We start from the raw sequence: 17,890 nt of genomic DNA, 5'->3' as shown, positions 1-17,890 counted from the left end.
GCGGCGGAAGGCGTGCAGTCCGGCCGCAGCTGTGGAGCGCTGTCACTGCGCTCGACACATAAGTTGCCGGACACAAGCAGCGCAGGTTTTCCGCCTCACCGTAGGGCGCTGAAACTAGCGGCGCAAGTATCTGGTTCCGCGCCTGCGAGAATGCGAGGAGGGAAAGGAGAGCCCATGGCACGACCACGCCGACCGCTGCTGACCCGCGATCGCATCATCGACACCGCCCTCGCCCTGGTCGACGCCGAGGGTCTGGCCGCTGTCTCCACGCGGCGCCTGGCCACCGAGCTGGGCGTGCAAGGCCCGTCGCTGTACAACCACGTCCGCACCAAGGACGACCTGATCGATGCCGTCGTGGACGCCGTCCTCGGCGAAGTCGACATCGCGATGTTCGAGGGATTGTCGGCCGAGGATCGGGACTGGCGCTCGGCACTGCGCGATTGGGCCCGTTCCTACCGCACCGCCATGGCGGCACACCCGCACATCGTTCCCGCCTTGGCGAGCGGTCCCGGTCATCGACCCAACGCGTTGCGCATGGCCGACGCGGTCTTCGGCGGCCTCGTCGCGGCGGGCTGGCCGCGCCGCGAGGCCACCACGGTCGGCACGACCATGCGCTACTTCCTCACCGGAGCGTCGCTGGGATCGTTCGCCGCGGGCTTCCCCTCCGACGTCGCGGTATACGCCGACGCCTATCCGCACCTGAACGAGGCGCACCTGCTGGCCGAGCGGCAGCAGAGAATCGATCGGGACGCCTTCGAAGTCGGTCTGGAATCGCTGTTGGACGGGCTGGAGATCCGTTACCGGCTGCTGGCGGATGCCGGGTAACTCCGAACGCGCACCGAAGCGCACCCGTCGCCCGCGTACGCCGCGGCGCGAACAGGTGCCGTGGCCTGGCAGACCAGCCCGCCGACCGCGGCGACCATGCCTCCCGGCGCGGTGTAGGTGATAGCTCGGATATCGGCCCACCGTGCACGTCACCGAGATGGTCAGCGATCCGCCTTTCGCATTTCCGACCCGGCCCGTGTACTACGGCAGCGGCAGCGGCTGCGACTCCGGGAAGACGACCGGCAAGGCGGTCAGCGCTCGATGGAACGGACCGGGACGCCAGGTCAGCTCGTCGACCGGCACCGCGAGACGTAGCTCCGGCAGCGCGTCGAGCAGTTGATCGATCGCGTCCTGGGCGATCAGGTAAGCCAGCGAGTTCGCCGGACACGCGTGCGGCCCGCCGCCGAACGCGAGATGGGCGCGGTTGCCTGCGTAACGTTCGGCGCGGATCGTCGGATCGGTGTTGCAGGCGGCCATGCTGATCACGACCGGCTGATGGGCGGGCAACCAGACGTCGTCGATCAGGATCGGCTGCTTCGGGAAGCTGAAGCAGAAATTCGCCATCGGCGGGTCGTTGAACAGCACCTCGTCGAGCGCGTCCCGGCTCGACAGACTGCCACCGAGCACGCTGCCGCCGAACCGCTCGTCGGTGAGAATCAGCAGCAGGGTGTTGACGATCAGATTCTGCTGCGGCTCGATGCCCGCGCCGTAGAGCGTGCCCAGCTGGTGGACCATCTCGGTGTCGTTCAGCCCGGAGGGGTGCCGGAGCATGCGCGTGGTGATGTCGTCGCCTGGATCGGCCCGCTTCAGTACCGTCAACTCGGCCAGCGAATCGGTCAGCATCTTGTTCCCGCGTTCCGCGTCGACGCCCTCGAAGATCGCGGCCATACCGGTCGCGGCGCGCTGCGCGATCTCGGCCGGGCAACCCAGCATGGCGTTCAGCACCGCGAAAGCGAGCGGAAAAGCATACTGGCGCACGATATCCGCTGACCCGTCCGCGCAGAACGAGTTGATCAACGGTGTCGCCAGCTGCGCCACGGTGTCGTGCAAGCCGTACAGGTCGACCTTGGCCAGACCCGCGACGTTGGCCTGCCGATAGCGGGCATGCTCGGCTCCGGCGTTGCGCAACGCGTTCGGCCGCCACTGCATCATCGGCAGCACCGGGCAGTCGGCGGCGATGTCCTGCTGCCACGTGCGGGGGTCGGCCGGAAAGTGCTCCGGATCGTTCAAGATCCGCACGGCGGTGTGATACCCGAGCACCAAGGTGGCAGGCACACCCGGGGCCAGTTCCACCGGTGCCAGCGATCCGTAACGCTCCCGCATCTCGCGATAGGCGCTGTGCGGGTCCGCGGCGAATTCCGCGGCGAACAAAGGAATCCGCGGGCCGTCGGTGTCGATCGGCGAACCGTGCGGTGCGCGGCTGTGTGCAGAGGGCGGGGACGTCGTCATCGAGGAGGCTCCAGGCGATCGGGCAGCAAGATTCGTGAGCCTAAGCAGCTCGTCGGCCGTCCGCACCGGAAACGACTCGAGATGACCCGTCACTGCAAGTTGCTATAGAATTGCCCCGATATTCGACGCGTTGACCTGATCGAAGGCGAATCGCACCCGCTGTGTCGAGTGCGCCGGTCGAGCGCAGTAGCACGGCGGCCGTGCGCGAAACTGCAACCCGAGGACGGCACGCCATGACAGACGTCGACTTTTGCGTAATCGGCGGGGGATTCGCGGGATTGACGGCCGCGCTGCGGCTGAAACAGATGGGTCGATCGGTGGCGTTGCTGGAAGCCAGGGACCGGCTCGGCGGTCGCACCTTCACCGAGGTACGCGACGACGGGTCGTGGATCGATCGCGGCGGCGCCTGGATCGGGCCGGGGCAGGACCGTATCCAAGCGCTGATGACCGAGTTCGGCGTACCGAGCTACAAGCAGTACACCGACGGCGAGGCCATGATGGTCGTCGACGGCAAGCAGCACCGCTACACAGGCACGATCCCGTGGACGATGAGCCCGTGGGCGTCGATGAACCTCGGCGCGGTGTTCCTCGAGCTGGGACATATGTGCAAGTCGGTTCCGCTGGAAGCGCCGTGGGCGGCGAAGAAAGCCGACAAATGGGATCAGGTGAGCCTGGCGCACTGGCTGGAAGCCAATGTTCTTTCCAAGCCCGCGCACGATCTGCTCGAGACCGCCATCGCGGGCTGCTACACCTCGGCGGCTTCGGAGGTCTCGTTGCTGTTCGTTCTGTATCAGATGGCCTCGGGTGGCGGGCCGGGCTTCGTCCTCGGCGTCAAAGACGCGGCGCAGGACGCGCGGCCGGTCGGCGGCATGGGCGCGATCTACCGTCCGATGGCGGCCGAGCTCGGCGATGCGATCCACCTCTCGCAGCCGGTCCGCTGCATCCATCAGGACGACTCGGGGGTGACCGTCCGCGCGACCGACCTCCGGCTGCGCGCGCGCCGGGCGATCGTCACCGTTCCCCTCGCGATCGCCGGCCAGATCTCGTACCGGCCGATGCTGCCCGCCGATCGCGCTTTCCTGCATCAACGCATGCCGAGCGGTTCGATCATCAAGATTTCCGTGGTGTATGACGAGCCGTTCTGGCGCGGTGACGGGCTGTCGGGACAGTCCGCCGCGCCGGGTTCGCCCGCGACGATCACGATCGATGCGTGCACGGACACCGGGCGGCCCGGAGTCCTGTGCGTCATCATCGAGGGACCGATCGCACGACAGCTGGCCCGGCTCGACGACGCGGAGCGCCGCAGCGCGATCCTCGACGCACTCGTCGAGCGATTCGGCCGGCAGGCCGGCTCGCCCGTCGACTACATCGAGCAGGACTGGAGCGCCGAGCGCTATTCCGGCGGCGGAATGCTCAGCCACGCGCCCACCGGTGTGCTCACCCAATTCGGACACGCTCTGCGCGAGCCGTGTGGCCGCGTCCACTGGGCGGGCACCGAGAGTTCGGCGGTCATGTGCGGCTGGATCGACGGGGCCATTCGCTCGGGCGAACGCGCGGCCAGCGAAGTGCTGGAGCACGAGACCGCCGTGGTGGGCTGACCTATGCGAACCGAGGGAGACGTATGGGACATCGTCAGTAGTGTCGGACTCACCGCGTTGGGCGTCGCGACGTTCCGGGCGCTGGAGTCATCCGCTCCCGATCCGTTGATCCGGGACGATTACGCGCCCCTGTTCGTCGCGGCCTCGGGCCATCAGCATTTCAACGGACTGTTGGCGGACCCTTCCCAACTGGACGACATCCCGCTGGTTCCCGGGTTCATGGGTTTCCGCACCAAGTTCTTCGACGACTTCTTCTCGTCGGCAGCGGCGCGGGGCGTTCGGCAAGCCGTCATCGTCGCCGCCGGATTGGACGCGCGGGCATACCGCCTCGACTGGCCCGCGGGTACCAAGGTATTCGAGATCGACCAGGCGAAAGTTCTGGAATTCAAGGAGAAAGTCCTCACCGAGAACGGCGCGCGGCCGAAGGCGGATCGGCGCCCGGTGGCCGTCGACCTGCGCGAGGACTGGCCTACCGCGCTGCGCAACGCGGGTTTCGAACCCGGCGAACCGACCGCATGGTCCGCCGAGGGCCTGCTGCCCTATCTACCCGGGGCCGCGCAGGACAAGCTCTTCGAGCACATCGACGGCTGGTCCGCCCCTGGCAGTGAGCTGGCCGTGGAGAGCTTCGTGGCAGGAACCGACGTCAAACGCTTCGCGAACATCGAGAAGAAGTATTTCGACCGCTGCAACCCGTTCGGCGACATCGATCCGGCCGAGTTGTTCTACGACGACGAGCGAGCCGATCCCGCCCGGTGGCTGGCCGAACACGGCTGGTCGGTGCGCAGCGACAGTCCGAGTCGACTCGCCGCGTCCTACGGGCGATCGGTCCCGGATCTGCCCGAGGAGCTCGACGAGCTGTGGCGGCAACCAAGGCTTCTGACCGCCGTGCGGTAGTCGCTACATCTTGGCGCTGCGGGCCATGACGAAGCTGTAGAGCCCGTAGGTGATGATGCCCAGCCCGGCGACCAGGAGCAGGGCCATGCCGAAAGGTTGCGCGCCGAGCGTCTTCATTGCTCCGTCCAGTCCGGCGGACTTGTTCGGATCGGATTCGGTCGCGGCGAGGATCACCAGCACGCCGACCGCGGCTATGGCCAGCCCCTTCGCGATGTAGCCCACCGTGCCGAGCCGCCGCACGAAAGCACTCGGGTGTCCGCTCAGATCGTCGAGAAAGTTCTGCGTGGCGCCTTTGTGCACGTGGTAGCCGCCGACCGCGATGATGACCAGCCCACCCACGACAAGAGCGATCGTCCCCGCCGTGTTCTGCATCAGGCGTGCCGTGAGCCCCACACTCTGGCTGCTGCTCGGTTGCCCGCTGCCCTTGGCGAAACGGAACGCGGTCACGGCGAACGCGAGATAGACACCGCACAGCGAGAGCGCTTTGACCCGATCGAAGACTTGGGACTTCCAGCTGCCGGGGTCCGGCTTCGACGCGCTGCCGAAAACCGCCTCCACCAGCCGCCACAGCGCCATCATCACGAACGCGACCACACCGAACCACAGTGTGAACACCCCGCCCGGCTTATCGGCCAGTTCGGCCATCGCCCCGGATTGATCGGCGCTCCCCCCGCCACCGAACGCCAGCCGGATGGCGATGTAGCCGATCAGCAGATGCACGAGGCCGGACATGACGTAGCCCGCGCGGGCGAATCGCGCGAACACGCTGTTCTGGGCGACGCGACCAGCGGTGTCGGAAAGACCGGTGTGAGTCGTGTGAGTCATGCTGCTCCTCCGTCCCAGGTAGTACGACGGAGACCGCCGCAGGACACCGACCGGATACCCAAGTCCGTGGAGAAAGCACCTGTCCATCGCGGCGGCAGGATGCCCCGCAGGTTCACCATGCCGGGGTCAGCGGCTCAGAGGTGCTCGTCGCGCGAAGGCCGGTGCGCGCTTCGCGCGACAGCCCCCCGGTGCCAAGGGGCGGGGTGTGCTGCAACAGCCAGGTCCCCAGCGGTACCGCGAGCAGTGACCGATCCATCCGACGGTTGTGCCGACGTCCTAGCGGCGGTGGCGCGCTGGCAGCCAACGGGCATGATCGCGAAAGCCGGGGTTTACTACTCGTGGGTCTTCTCCTGTTTCGAGGATGTTCGCGACCGACTCGGCATTAGCCGCGAGCATCGCGCGGTAGGACTCCTCGGTAGCGCCGGCCGCGTGCGGCGTGACGAGAAGCTTGTCGTTGCCCAACGCGATCAACCCGAAGGGATCGTTGTGGTCGGAGGGCGCGGGCACGACGTAGTAGCTGTCCATGGCAGCGGCCGCGAGGCGACCGTCGAGCAACGCGGTTCGCAACGGCGCCGGATCTACGAGCTCCGCTTCGGAAGTGTTGATCAGAATCGCGCCGGGCTTGACGGCAGCGAGTTGTGCCGCGCCGATCATCCGGGCTGTCTGCGGGCCGTATGGAGCATGAAGACTGATGACATCGGACTCGGCGAGCAGCTCGGGCAGCTCGACCCGGCGAGCGGCGATCTCTCGTTCCAGTTCCCGTTTGGCGGTTCGACTCACGTAGACCACTCGCATCCCGAACCCGCCGACCGCTATCCGGGCAACGATGGTGCCGATGGCCCCCATTCCCACAATGCCCAGCGTCTTCCCATAAAGGTCGCGTGCCCGGGTCTCGGGCCATCGACCGGCCTTCGTTTCTACCGTCAGGTCTGTGATCCTGCGCCAGGCATCGAGCATGAGACCGATCGCGAATTCCGCGACCGCGCGTGCGTTGGCTCCGGGCGCGTTGGTCACCGCGATTCCCGCCGCGGTCGCTGCCGCGGTATCGATGTATGCGTGATACCCGACACCCATGAACGCTATGACTTTGAGGTCGTCGGCAGTGGACAACACGGCAGCGGTCGCACGCTCTACGCCACCGAGAATGTATGCGTCCTTGTCCAGCAGAGCGCGCGCCAATTCGACTTCGGACAGGTCGTGACGGCAGACTTCTACCTCGATATTCTGTTGTCGAAGCCATTCGATCTCGGCTGCCTTCAATTCAGCCCCGGTGAGCAAGGCGCGATAACGGCTCGATCGACCGCGCACGGTCATGCATCCTTCGCGGCGAGCCGGACTGCGGTGTCTCGTAGCAACTGCGCACCCTCCGACATCAGTTGCGGATCGCGAGCCAAGGCGACGCGGACGAACTTTCGCCCGCGCTCCGGCTGGTTCCAGAAGAAGTTCGTTCCGGGTAGCACGTGCACTCCCTCCCAGATCGCCTCATGGACGAAATTCTCACACTCGAGTCCCTCTGGGAGCCGGAGCCAGTCCACCGAGACGGGCGATCGCAATTCGGTGACGAATTCCAGCCCTCCGTCCGCAAGAATCGAGCGGAGGATAGCCCGATTTCCCAGCACGGAAGGAAGGATGCTGTGTTCGATGCCATGCTTCGAACTGTCCTCGATGAATTCCGTCAGCACCCGGAGATGGAAAGGAGAGACACTCTGCAACAGATCGTCGTGCAGCCGGTACATATCTGCGTACATATCCGGACTGCATACCGTCAATCCGACTTTCATCTCGCTGGTGGACCAGGTCTTGCCCGTGTCTTCGAGCACAATATAGGAGACTCCCGATTCTTCCAGGACCTCGTACTGCGACCAACTGCTCGGCAGAGGTGAGAAGAATCGAAAAGACGAGTCCAGAACCAGGGTGCAACGACGGTCGACGCAACACTGCACCAACGTTCTGAACCCCGGTTCGGACAGCGTCCATCCGGTGGGGTTGTTCGGCGAGACCAGCCAGACCACCGCAGGATCGAGCCGGGCCATCGCCGCAGGCAGGTCTTCGACGGTGCAATCCTGTTCCAGCAGCGGCACGAGCTCGACGTTCTCTCGGCGCAAGATCGAGGAGATATTGTCGAACACCGGCTCGATCAAGGCGACTCGCTTTCCCGCGCGAGCGCAGTGGCTTACCACCATTGTTATCGCGGATGATGCGGAATACGACAGCATATACCTGGATGCATCCTGATGCATCGGCTCGCCGGCCAGGCGCAGAAAAGCGGTGAGGAACGCCTCTTCCAGCTCGGACTGCGATTGATTTCGCGCCTCGAGGAACAGTTCTGGAAATCGTTCGACAATTTCGATCTGGGAGGGCGTCAGCGGTTGGCGGCAATGCGCATCCGATAAGTTTACGGCACGATCGAGACTACGCCTCTCGTAGGTGGTACTGGTTGTGCGCCCGAGCGGATTCGGATGATTCGAACTGTGTGTACGGATGAGTGTCACGGTTGGTCGACCTCCGAAATACTAGTTGCATGCTGATGCGATAGCCGGGCAGCCACAGCAGTTGACGAAACCGTGGAATTCAAGCGGGTGGCCGGCTCCACGGTGAGCCTTTTCGCTGAGGAGATGAAGGAGTTTCGGTCCAAGGCGTCGAGAATTGTTGCATTCCGGTTCGACCGGGGTCGGCAGCCCCGGAATCCAGTGACGATACGGCCGAGGATTCCGTTCCGTTGCAGTGTCCGGCAACCGGCTGTTTCACCTTCTTCTCGAAGGCGTAAATTCCGCCGAGTCGGACGTCGAGTGAACCATCGGCATTTCGAGCAAGGGTGATCTGCGCGATATCCAGTATCCGCCTGGTCGCGGTGACGATGAATGCTCGATCCACTTGTCCTGGCGCCCCGGGAATGGAGCCCGCACGAGCCGCGATCCGGCCGAGCCCGATTCCGGCGCCGATACCGATCGTGGCTGCGGCCAGGATGCCTCCTGACGAACCGGCGAAGTCGACGGACTGACTCGCCCCGATACTTCCCATGGCCACGCCGACCCACATCAGGCTGAAATGAAAGCCGAGGGCCTCCCCGAGGGCATCCTCAGAAGCAGCAGCACTCATCCGATCGGTACAGGCCGGGAAAACAGCACCGGCCAGCACGCCGACCGCGAAAACGGCTATGGCCAGCGAAACCGGCCCGACCGCGAGGGCGCAGAGCGACACGCCGATTCCGAGTCCGACCAGCAGAACGTATGGCGAGATGGTTGTGGAGATCGCGCCGTACCCGTACCCACCGGCCACCGCACCGGCTGCGCCGATGGCCAGCACCAGTCCGATCGCGTGCTTGGCATGGAAGTCGTGCATGGCCGTGATGACACTCAGTTCCTCCGCACAGAGGACGGCAGCGGCTGCGGCGTATCCGACACATGCGGTCACGAAGCCGGTCTGCAACCAGGATCGCCGTGGGACCCGCCGTGGCACTTCGCTCGTCTCGGTTCGCAGCGGTGGGTTCTGTCTCAGCAACAGGACACCGCAACCCACGGCCACCAACCGGACCACGAGCAGCACCATCGCCGTGTCCCAGATATTCATCACCGCGACGCCCAGCGGCGGCCCGACCAACAGCGATACGTCCGCGGTCACCTCGTACGCGGCGAGCGCCGGCCTCCGCTCGCGTTCGGTCGTGGCGACCGTAATGGCCTGTTTCGCGACGTTGATGACCGGTATTTCGAACCATCCCGCCAACGCCGCGAGCAACAGCAACACCGGAAACGGAGCGAATGGCGCGATGAGCCAGCAGATCCCGTTTACCAGGATCGATGGAGCCATGGTTGCGCGCAAGCCCAATCGATCGAGACGCGGGCCGCGCCGCAGCTCGGTTCCGGCCATGCACAGGTAGACCACAGTGCTCAATAAGCCCGCGGCACCGTAGGAGAGGTGCAACGTGTGCCGCACATGCATTACCAACAGCAGGGACTGGGAGTTGAGAACAGTCCGGAACAGCAGACTGATCAGCACCATATTGCATACTGTCCGATTTGCCAGAAGCTCTCGGTAGGCTTTCACTCCCACTCACTTTCGGGTGGAATATCTACTCCTGGCTATCGGACGAGCAGTCATCGATACGCAAAGCTAGCCGACGGATGTCGTCTCGAGCAGGGCGCACAACTCCGGGATGGCGACAGAGAGGGCGTGTGCGAATTCGAGCATGTGTTGTTCGATGCCCCTGGAACCGCTCAGGTGTACGCCGAAGCTGCCAGGCTGCAGGATATAGCCGATCCCGATGCAATCGGCGGTCGGCGGCCCGAAGCCGAAGAACCGAACATTGACCGATGACACGGCACTGGTACTGAGATAGTCGTCACGCAGAATCCGCCAGCCGGGAGATTCGTAGATCGCGAGCGGCTTTTCGCCGTGCTGACGCTGAATTCTCTGTAGCTCCACGAGATGCCGTTCGGGAGCACGCCCCGCCTGGCATTCTCTGGTGTTGGCGACGTGTGCCCCCGCCGCGACACGTAGCGCTTCGGCGCGAGCGGTGTGCGTGGCGGTCGAGTCGTTCATCAATGCCACGAAACGAACGACTTCGGGGGTGACCGTCCTGAGCGCCTCGGTGCGGCCGTGGCGGTAATGCCGTACGGCTACGGATTCGTAGGTGCTGCCGAGGAATCCCCTGGACCGTTGATGAGCCAGTTGGTAAGCCACTTGCACCAACGCATCCGGCGATATTCCGAGACGTTTGGCCGTATCCGAGCCGAAGTCGTCGAACGTCACGACCTCTGTGGCGATCTCGCCCGCCTGTTTGCCGAAGTCGGCCGCGGCTTGCCGGATCTCCTGCCGCAGGTCCTCATCGAAACGGAATTCGATCGGTGATATCGCGGGCGCTCGGCCGGGCCGGTCCGCCGAGATCGCTGTCGCATTCGCCAGAATCGCATCGCAGAAGCCGGCAACCGTGGTTCCGTCCAGGCCGGACTCCTCGATGTTGACGCCAGCGCGACCATCGGCGAACACGATGAATGTCAACGCCTTGTCGTACCAGCGGTTCTCGCCGTCACCATGCAGGAGCCCGTTACAGGCCGAGCGTTCGTCTCGGGGCGCGAAGTCCTCGAGTGCGACGCAGAACAGTGCCGTCTCGATCGTCTCGAGCGCGGCGGCGTTGTCTGGATCTTCGAGGAGAGCCTCGCGGGCTCTCGCCCATGCCGCGCGCGGTTGTGTTGTCAGCGCTCCCGGCGACGGCTCCGCGGCCGGATCGGCTCCCCTGATCGCATCCAGCCCGGCGATCAGATCCTCGATGCGATGTGGGGTACCGTCCGCTGCGAGGACATCCATTCGGAACGCCTGACGACGGAAATGGACGACGATGTGCCGGGCACTTGACGCGCCCGGTTCTCCGGCACGGTGAGCGGAGCGCACGGCGTCGAATTCGACGCCGGGGATTCTGGTGGTGGAGAACAGACACCTGTTCTGGTGCATGGACACCGGACGGCCGCGAAGAATCACGGGCGAAATCATCTCGGCGTCGAGTTCGAGTTTGTACGCGACGGCGCGCGCGATCAGTTCGGCGGCGCGTTCGAGTTGACCGTGCTCCGAGTCCATGAGCAAGAAGAATGAATTCGCACTGAGCGCGATACTGTCGCGGTAGCCGAGATGGCGAGATGCCCAAAAGGCGTCGAGCCAACTGTGGACGCCCGGCGTCCGATCGAATCGCTCGATCTCGGCCTGCCACGTCCGGGCCGGACTGTCCAACGCAAGGAATTGATCCACGGCCGCTGTCGTGGCCATCAGTTCCTCGTCGGTCAGCAACGGTGAACACCGCTCGAGAAACCGCTCGCACGTTTCCTCCAACGTCGGGATGGGGAGCCGCGGCAATTCGTCGTCGTAATCGAATGTGCTGCCGGACATCTCGCCGACGGGTTTGTCGCTCACCGTCAGAGTGTCTCATCGCCACCGCAACGACTGGCTCCAGTGGTGGGAATGCCGGGTGCGGCCATTACGGCGGAGTACCGAACCATAAACTACCGTTCGAGATTCGAAGTCACCGGCATGGGACGCCAGGATGTAGCGGAGGCGCTCCGCTCGGCCGCAGACGGTGCGAAACCAGCCCGCACCGCGCCGGACTGCTCCCGATTCAAGTCATACCATGACTGACTGTAGTCAGCCTCGAGTGTTCTTGCGCTGGTTGGCATTGAAGCGCGCCTTCTTCTGACGATTCCCGCACGTGTTCATGTCACACCATTTGCGGGTGCGGCTTTGGCTGGTGTCGAAGAAGGCTGCTCGGCAGGTCGGCGAGGCGCACAAGGCCAGTCTTCCGTCTCGTTCGCCTGCGATGATGCTGATCGCGTCGGCGGCGATCACGCCTAGGGCATCTTCTACGCAGGAAGCGGAGCTGAGTCGCCATTGACGACCGCCCTCGGATGTCAGGATGGCCGCCGCCCGACCCCGAATGCTGCTGTCATTGATGACTTGGACAGCAGACGCGGGAAGAGCGTCCCGGATCGCGGCCGCCGTCGCGACGGCGTGAATCGATTCCCGCAGTTCCCAGGCGAGTTCCAGCTGGGCGGTAGTGCAGGAGTCCACGGCCAGGCCGTACACGACCAGCCAGTCGACGAGTCGCTGCGTCGTGGGAATGCGTTCCACAGGGTCGCCATGGCGCTCGGACAGAGTCCCCGTGAAGCTGGTCGCTAGCACGTTACCGAGGCGAAAGTCAGGGAGCCCAGCAGGCATGGAACCACCTTAGCTGGTTGCCGACTGACGCGGAACCATGCTAGAACCGTCTTAGCCGGTTCTCGAAAGGTCGTAGCCGGTTTCGCGATGAACAGGAGGTCTCATGCCCGCACTTGGCCACCTCGATCCGGTCTTCACGCCCGATCCCGTCGACGTGCAAGCATTCGAAGCCCACGCGACCGACGCCGTCCTCGACGATCTACGTGCGCGGCTGGCCGCAGCGCGGCTACCGGAGGCCGAGACGGTCTATCGCGCCGCCCCCGACCCTCGCAGATGGGAACAGGGCGTTCCGCTCGCCGACCTCGTCGACGTCGTGAACTACTGGCGCACCGGGTACGACTGGCGGTCGTTCGAAGCGCGCCTCAACCGGATCGGCCAGTTCCGCACGACCATCGACGATCTGGGAATCCACTTCCTGCACCGCCGATCCGAGCGCGCAGATGCCACTCCCTTGATCTTGACGCACGGCTGGCCGGGCAGCATTGCCGAATTCACCGATGTAATAGACGAGCTGGCAGATCCGAAAGACGCGGACACGCCTGCGTTCCACGTCGTGGCCCCGTCGCTACCAGGCTTTGGTTATAGCGACAAGCCGGCCACCACGGGGTGGGGAACCGAAAAGATCGCGGCCGCGTGGGTGCAACTCATGGACAGGCTCGGCTACAGCAAGTTCGTAGCCCACGGCGGCGACTGGGGAGGTGTGATCACCACGGTCCTCGGCGGCAGGTTCCCGGCGCATGTTCTCGGCATCCACACCACGCTCGCGGAGGCACCGCCCGGGTTGACAACGGAAGGGCTGACGGCGACCGAGCGCGAATGGACGGAGGAAACCCGCGATTTCTGGAGCGGATCGCCGACGCGCCACCGCGCGGCGTACGCGAAGCAGCAGGCGACCCGACCGCAGACCATCGGCTACTCGCTCGTCGACTCACCGGTCGGGCTTCTCGCCTGGATCCTCGACAAGTTCGCCGAGTGGAGCGATACCGAGGACAGCCCGTTCGAGACGATTTCCAGAGACCGCATTCTCGACGACGTCACCCTGTATTGGCTGACGCGGACCGGCGCGTCGTCGGCCCGCATCTACTACGAAAGCCATGGTGGCGTCAACTCGTTCGACCCCGAACTTCGGGTCGACGTCCCGTCAGCGATCACCGTGTATCCCCGCGACATCGAGAAGTGCCCACGCCCCTGGGCACAGGAGCGGTACCGACAGATCGTCCGATGGAACTCGCCCGAAACCGGCGGACATTTCCCCTCACTCGAGGTACCCGAGTATTTCGTCAAAGACCTGCAAGAAGGCCTTGCAGCGGTGCTGGACGCCAATCGGTGAACGCGACCGGGGTGCCGAGCGCGCAGGACCATGAAGCCCTGAGCGCCAACCGAGGCACCACGGCCCCGACACCGACGGGGCGCGGTTACGAACCCGCGCCCCGCTTGCACGCCGTCCGGTGATCACCGGACGCGCATGGTTCGGGATCGACTATTTCGCCGGCGCCGGAGAGTTGATGGTGGTGAAATACTGCACTGCGGCCATGATCGCGACCGGCGCGGTAACCAAGAGCTGGCCGGCCACCGTACCGAGAGCACCGATAGCGATCACACCGCCAAGGCAACCGATGGCGGCGGCGGGAATGAACGCCCCGAACAATCCAACGATCGCGGCGGCAGCAACGGTGGCGCCGGCGATACCACCGAGCACGCATCCGACGGCGGCGCCTCCGAGACCACCGACAAGCGTGCCGACGGTCGCACCCATCGTGATAGTGCTCGTCAACCGGGTCCAGGCCGCCTGCTCCCGATCGTATTCGCTCTTCCAGGGCGCCTGATTCTCGTACGGCAGTGCCACCGGTCGGTAGGCGGCATGCTGCAGATCGAACTCCGGTGTCAGGATCGCCCTACGGCCGACGACGCGAGCCGCGATCGGAAAGACGAAATCGTCGACACGGAAAGACAATTCGCTACCGGCCACCACCGTGCCGGTCGCGGCGCGGACGGTCAGGACATTACCGTCGACAGCCATCCACCCAGCATCGGTATCGATAATCGTCGAAGCGCCGTCCACTCTGGCGGAGTAGCCCACGGCATCGGAAGCGCGCGGAGCCTCGGCACCCGCCGGAACACAAGCGATACACAGCGTACCGACAATCAGCGTCGCCGCGGTGATAGTTTTCCTCATCAGGGGTTTCCTCTTCTTCTCCCCCAGGGCCTCGTCGCCCCGGGTTGCTCTTCATGCCACGAGGGGGCAACGGCTTGTTCGTGGTCGGGGAAGCCGCGCGCAGAGGAAGCAGGCCACCATCCCGATGAAACTCATCGCCGGCGCGACGCGGGCGCCCGTGGCGCCACCGTGTCCGCCGGACCGCAGGCGACGGCCGTGCTCGGGCGGGCAACTGCGCATTGTGGCTGTCGGCAAGTTTGGTGCGGTGCGCGGCGCCGATGTCGCGATACCAGCCGACGAGGTCGGGCCGGTCGATGCTGCCCGGGTCGACCACTGTGGCCGGGTCCTCGCCGCGGAGCAATCGCTTGATCGGCACTTCCAGCTTTTTCCCCGTCCGGGTGTGCGGGATGCCGGGTGCGGAGATGATCTCGTCGGGTATGTGCCGCGAAGACGCGTGCCGACGGATTGCCTCCGTGATGCGCCGTTGTAACGCCTCGTCGAGATCGACTCCCTCGACCGTCGTCACGAACAGCGGCATCCAGTAACTCCCGTCGTCCTGTTCGACGCCGACTACGAGAGCCTCCCCGACTTCGTCGAGCTCCTCGACAGGTTCGTAGATGTCGGCGCTGCCCATGCGCACGCCGTGGCGGTTCAAGGTGGCGTCCGATCGGCCGTGGATGATCACGGAACCACGGTCGGTGATGGTGATCCAGTCGCCGTGGCGCCACACGCCGGGAAAGGTGCTGAAGTACGCGTCGCGGTAGCGGGCATCGTCCGGATCGGCCCACAACCGCACAGGCATGGACGGCATCGGACGTCGCACCACCAGTTCACCGACCGTGTTCCGCACGGATTGCCCATCAGGTCCCGCCGAGTCGAGGGCCACCCCGAGGCACGGTGCCGACAGTTCACCCGCCCACACCGGCGTGGTGGGCGAGGCGCCGACAAAGGCCGTGACTACGTCGGTCCCACCGCTGCTGGATGCCACTTGGACCCGGTGCCCGAGGTGGTCGGCGACCCAGCGATGCAGGTCGGCCGGCAACGGCGATCCGGTGACTCCGAGCCGGGCCAGCGACCGCAGGTCGTGCTCCCGGAACTCGACACCGGCTTCGCGGCACGACGCCAGGTACCCGGGACTGGTGCCCAAGATGGTGACATGTAAGCGGGATGCCAGTTGCCACAACGCATTCGGATCGGGAAACGCGGGGCTACCGTCGTAACACACTACAGTCGCTCCCACCAGGAGTGCGCCGACGAGGGAGTTCCACATCATCCAGCTCGGCGTCGTATACCAGAGGACGCGGTCCCCCGCACGCAGGTCCTGGTGGAGCGCGGACTGTTTCAGCTGCTCGAGAACGACTCCGCCGTGCCCGTGCACCAATCCCTTCGGTCGGCCGGTGGTTCCCGACGAGAACAAGACCCACAGGGGGTGATCGAACGAGACCCGCAACGGAACCAGTGCGGCCTCACGGCTGGTGGCAGACGACCAGGAAATCGCTCCGGGCACCGATGCCGGGTCGCCGACGACCACCGTCGCGGCCAAAGTCGGCAGGGCGGCGCGCAAGCCCGCGACGTCGGCGGCACGATCAATGAGCCGACCGCCGTGTACCGACCGGGTCGCGGTGATCAGCACAGTCGGCTCGAGCTGCGCGAACCGCGCCTGCGCCGCAGAGCCGACGTAGTCCATGCCGCACACTGCCCAGATCGCCCCCAGGCTCGCGGTGGCCAGAAACGCCACCACCGCCTCCACCGAGTTCGGCAGGTATCCGACCACTCGGTCGCCGGGCCCGACACCCGACTCGGTCAGGGTCGCTGCGAACGAGGCGACCTGTCGGCGCAACTCGCCCCAGCTCACTTCGAGGGGCGCATCGTTCTCGGTGACTGCGATCACCGCGGTGTCGGTGTCACTTCGGCCGCGGAATACCTCGGCCGTGTAGTTCAGCGCGCTTCCCGGGAACCACACGCTGCCGGGCATCGCCTCGGTCACCACCGCGGGTTGCCCACCCGGACGGGCAGGCAATTCGAAATAGTCCCACACCGCCGACCAGAAACCGCCGACGTCCCGCACCGACCACTCCCACAGCGTCCGGTATCCACCTGTCACGTCACGGCCTGCGCGTGCGGACGCGTACCGCGCGAAGTCGGTGATCCGCGCTTGCTCCACCGCATCCGGAGATGGAACCCACAGCGGCTGATCGGTCCTGTGTTCACGGCTCCCCTCGCCGCGCCCGGTCACACCGACTCCTTCGCCATGGTCAGCTCGATCACGGCGACTGTGGTCTCGACGGCTTCGGCCGCAAGAGCTTCGAACAATGGCCGTCCGCCAGTGTCGGCGAGGGTGACGAAGAGCCTGTTCCCGCCGTTGCTGCAGCACGCGATGGGATATGCGGGACCGGTATCGAGCGCGGTGATCAGCGCATTGTCCCGGACCAGCGCAACAGCCTGTCCGGTCGTGGTCGCCACCCACACTCCCTGCGGTGTCGCCCAGATCCCGTCGGGGCGAGCGTCGGCTCCCACCAGGCCGGCGATATCGGCGTACACACGCCGGCCACCGAGCATGCCATCCGCGTCGACGGTGAAGGCGGTCAACCGTTGAGCGGCTGTCTCGGCGACGATCAGCGTGCCACCGTTATCGATGAAGGCGAGACCGTTCGGGAACTCGATGTCCTCGGCGGCGACGGTTGCTGAGCCGTCGGTGGCGACCCGGAGCAGGCGACCCGGCACGGGCGGTTCACCCAGGTGCGCGGCGAAGCCGACGTCATCGACATACAGATTGCCCTGCCGGTCGCCGACGAGGTCTCCGAGCGGGCCGGTGGCCAGGGTGCTGAGGTCCGCGTAGGTGGTGAACCGCTCACCGGACCAGACGCCGATGCGCCTCTCGTGCATCATGGCCGCGGTGAGCCGGCCGTCGGGCAGGAACCACAACCCGTTGGATGGGGAGTCCAGCTCCGTGGCCTTCCAGGTCCCGTCGTCGTCCGTCCACAACCTGCTTTTCTGGGTGTCGGACAACCACAACGCGCTTCGATGCCAGCGTGGGCCTTCGCCCCAGGCCATCCCGGTGGCGTACTGCTTCACGCGTTCACCTCCTGGATCGACACGATCCGAGCCAGATCATTCGTCGCCGTTTCCAGCTCTGCCGTGTCGCTCGCGAGGGCAAAGGTGTAGCGGTCCGGGCGGACGATTGCCGCGGTCGCCGAGTGTGTGGCCAACCACGTGTCGACGGACGATCCGGTGTCGGTGACGACCGCGATGCCGAGTCGCTGCCACAGATCCGCGATCTCGGCCGATACGGCGTCGGTCACAGCTCGGCGGCCGACGACGGCAAAGTTGTATCCGGTGACATCGTCGAGCGGACGATTGCCGCGGTCGCCGAGTGTGTGGCCAACCACGTGTCGACGGACGATCCGGTGTCGGTGACGACCGCGATGCCGAGTCGCTGCCACAC

Annotated in this window: 15 protein-coding genes; 4 read left to right on the top strand and 11 right to left on the bottom strand. The window is 65.4% G+C overall.

The window, feature by feature from the left end; genetic code table 11:
* The first annotated feature begins 174 nt into the window (after positions 1 to 174).
* Positions 175 to 825 carry a TetR/AcrR family transcriptional regulator gene (locus ACWEH3_RS22990; protein WP_379253263.1) on the top strand — a complete coding sequence of 217 codons (651 nt, stop codon included), beginning with the start codon at positions 175 to 177 and terminating at the stop codon, positions 823 to 825.
* Between the two features lie 201 nt (positions 826 to 1,026).
* On the opposite strand, the gene ACWEH3_RS22985 is transcribed toward ACWEH3_RS22990, so the two are convergent.
* Positions 1,027 to 2,274, bottom strand: coding sequence for a cytochrome P450 (locus tag ACWEH3_RS22985; protein ID WP_450018810.1), 1,248 nt, complete (start codon positions 2,272 to 2,274; stop codon positions 1,027 to 1,029).
* A 233-nt stretch (positions 2,275 to 2,507) separates the two neighbouring features.
* Here ACWEH3_RS22985 and ACWEH3_RS22980 point away from each other — a divergent pair, with 233 nt between their 5' ends.
* Both ACWEH3_RS22980 and ACWEH3_RS22975 read left to right on the top strand, forming a co-directional pair.
* A complete protein-coding gene (locus tag ACWEH3_RS22980) occupies positions 2,508 to 3,872 on the top strand; it encodes a flavin monoamine oxidase family protein (RefSeq protein ID WP_450018812.1) in 1,365 nt (454 codons plus the stop codon).
* 3 nt (positions 3,873 to 3,875) lie between these two features.
* Complete coding sequence (locus tag ACWEH3_RS22975; protein ID WP_450018814.1) at positions 3,876 to 4,766, top strand: class I SAM-dependent methyltransferase; 891 nt, start codon at positions 3,876 to 3,878, stop codon at positions 4,764 to 4,766.
* A 3-nt stretch (positions 4,767 to 4,769) separates the two neighbouring features.
* On the opposite strand, the gene ACWEH3_RS22970 is transcribed toward ACWEH3_RS22975, so the two are convergent.
* The 6 genes from ACWEH3_RS22970 to ACWEH3_RS22945 all read right to left on the bottom strand — a co-directional run bounded on the left by ACWEH3_RS22970 (position 4,770) and on the right by ACWEH3_RS22945 (position 12,290).
* Positions 4,770 to 5,591 carry a DUF1206 domain-containing protein gene (locus ACWEH3_RS22970; protein ID WP_450018816.1) on the bottom strand — a complete coding sequence of 274 codons (822 nt, stop codon included), beginning with the start codon at positions 5,589 to 5,591 and terminating at the stop codon, positions 4,770 to 4,772.
* Between the two features lie 276 nt (positions 5,592 to 5,867).
* A complete protein-coding gene (locus tag ACWEH3_RS22965; protein ID WP_450018818.1) occupies positions 5,868 to 6,905 on the bottom strand; it encodes a 2-hydroxyacid dehydrogenase in 1,038 nt (345 codons plus the stop codon).
* Positions 6,902 to 8,083 carry a pyridoxal phosphate-dependent aminotransferase gene (locus ACWEH3_RS22960; protein WP_450018820.1) on the bottom strand — a complete coding sequence of 394 codons (1,182 nt, stop codon included), beginning with the start codon at positions 8,081 to 8,083 and terminating at the stop codon, positions 6,902 to 6,904. The genes ACWEH3_RS22965 and ACWEH3_RS22960 overlap by 4 nt, the downstream gene beginning before the upstream one ends.
* 79 nt (positions 8,084 to 8,162) lie before the next feature.
* Positions 8,163 to 9,590: an MFS transporter gene (locus tag ACWEH3_RS22955; protein ID WP_450018822.1), complete on the bottom strand. Its 1,428-nt coding sequence runs from the start codon at positions 9,588 to 9,590 to the stop codon at positions 8,163 to 8,165.
* Positions 9,591 to 9,701: 111 nt separating this feature from the next.
* Positions 9,702 to 11,492 (bottom strand): choline/carnitine O-acyltransferase, encoded by a 1,791-nt coding sequence (locus ACWEH3_RS22950; RefSeq protein ID WP_450018824.1) that lies wholly within the window; start codon positions 11,490 to 11,492, stop codon positions 9,702 to 9,704.
* 228 nt (positions 11,493 to 11,720) lie between these two features.
* Positions 11,721 to 12,290, bottom strand: a complete 570-nt coding sequence (locus tag ACWEH3_RS22945; protein WP_450018826.1) for a CGNR zinc finger domain-containing protein — start codon at positions 12,288 to 12,290, stop codon at positions 11,721 to 11,723.
* A gap of 103 nt (positions 12,291 to 12,393) precedes the next feature.
* On the opposite strand from ACWEH3_RS22945, the gene ACWEH3_RS22940 reads away from it, so the two are divergent.
* On the top strand, positions 12,394 to 13,620 hold the full coding sequence (locus ACWEH3_RS22940) for an epoxide hydrolase family protein (RefSeq protein ID WP_450018828.1): 1,227 nt from the start codon (positions 12,394 to 12,396) through the stop codon (positions 13,618 to 13,620).
* 150 nt (positions 13,621 to 13,770) lie between these two features.
* Here ACWEH3_RS22940 and ACWEH3_RS22935 read toward each other — a convergent pair whose 3' ends face one another.
* The 4 genes from ACWEH3_RS22935 to ACWEH3_RS22920 are packed head-to-tail and all read right to left on the bottom strand — an operon-like array spanning position 13,771 to position 17,747.
* Positions 13,771 to 14,352 (bottom strand): hypothetical protein, encoded by a 582-nt coding sequence (locus tag ACWEH3_RS22935; protein ID WP_450018830.1) that lies wholly within the window; start codon positions 14,350 to 14,352, stop codon positions 13,771 to 13,773.
* Entirely contained in the window at positions 14,294 to 16,681 is a 2,388-nt protein-coding gene (locus tag ACWEH3_RS22930) for an acetoacetate--CoA ligase (RefSeq protein WP_450018832.1), read from the bottom strand. Before ACWEH3_RS22930 ends, ACWEH3_RS22935 begins: the two co-directional genes overlap by 59 nt.
* Positions 16,678 to 17,520, bottom strand: a complete 843-nt coding sequence (locus ACWEH3_RS22925) for an SMP-30/gluconolactonase/LRE family protein (RefSeq protein ID WP_450018833.1) — start codon at positions 17,518 to 17,520, stop codon at positions 16,678 to 16,680. The genes ACWEH3_RS22930 and ACWEH3_RS22925 overlap by 4 nt, the downstream gene beginning before the upstream one ends.
* On the bottom strand, positions 17,517 to 17,747 hold the full coding sequence (locus ACWEH3_RS22920) for a hypothetical protein (protein WP_450018834.1): 231 nt from the start codon (positions 17,745 to 17,747) through the stop codon (positions 17,517 to 17,519). The genes ACWEH3_RS22925 and ACWEH3_RS22920 overlap by 4 nt, the downstream gene beginning before the upstream one ends.
* Positions 17,748 to 17,890 lie beyond the last annotated feature (143 nt).

It is taken from the genome of Nocardia sp. NPDC004718 (genome assembly GCF_053601535.1).
The sequence above is the reverse complement of the archived record's forward strand: the minus strand, read 5'-3'. Positions and strand labels throughout refer to the sequence as shown.

Bases quoted from the DNA above. Each gene is read 5' to 3' on its own strand.
- ACWEH3_RS22985 (WP_450018810.1), bottom strand. From the start codon at position 2,274: ATGACGACGTCCCCGCCCTCTGCACACAGCCGCGCACCGCACGGTTCG.
- ACWEH3_RS22955 (WP_450018822.1), bottom strand. From the start codon at position 9,590: ATGGTGCTGATCAGTCTGCTGTTCCGGACTGTTCTCAACTCCCAGTCC.
- ACWEH3_RS22970 (WP_450018816.1), bottom strand. From the start codon at position 5,591: ATGACTCACACGACTCACACCGGTCTTTCCGACACCGCTGGTCGCGTC.
- ACWEH3_RS22965 (WP_450018818.1), bottom strand. From the start codon at position 6,905: ATGACCGTGCGCGGTCGATCGAGCCGTTATCGCGCCTTGCTCACCGGG.
- ACWEH3_RS22980 (WP_450018812.1), top strand. From the start codon at position 2,508: ATGACAGACGTCGACTTTTGCGTAATCGGCGGGGGATTCGCGGGATTG.
- ACWEH3_RS22990 (WP_379253263.1), top strand. From the start codon at position 175: ATGGCACGACCACGCCGACCGCTGCTGACCCGCGATCGCATCATCGAC.
- ACWEH3_RS22945 (WP_450018826.1), bottom strand. From the start codon at position 12,290: ATGCCTGCTGGGCTCCCTGACTTTCGCCTCGGTAACGTGCTAGCGACC.
- ACWEH3_RS22940 (WP_450018828.1), top strand. From the start codon at position 12,394: ATGCCCGCACTTGGCCACCTCGATCCGGTCTTCACGCCCGATCCCGTC.
- ACWEH3_RS22975 (WP_450018814.1), top strand. From the start codon at position 3,876: ATGCGAACCGAGGGAGACGTATGGGACATCGTCAGTAGTGTCGGACTC.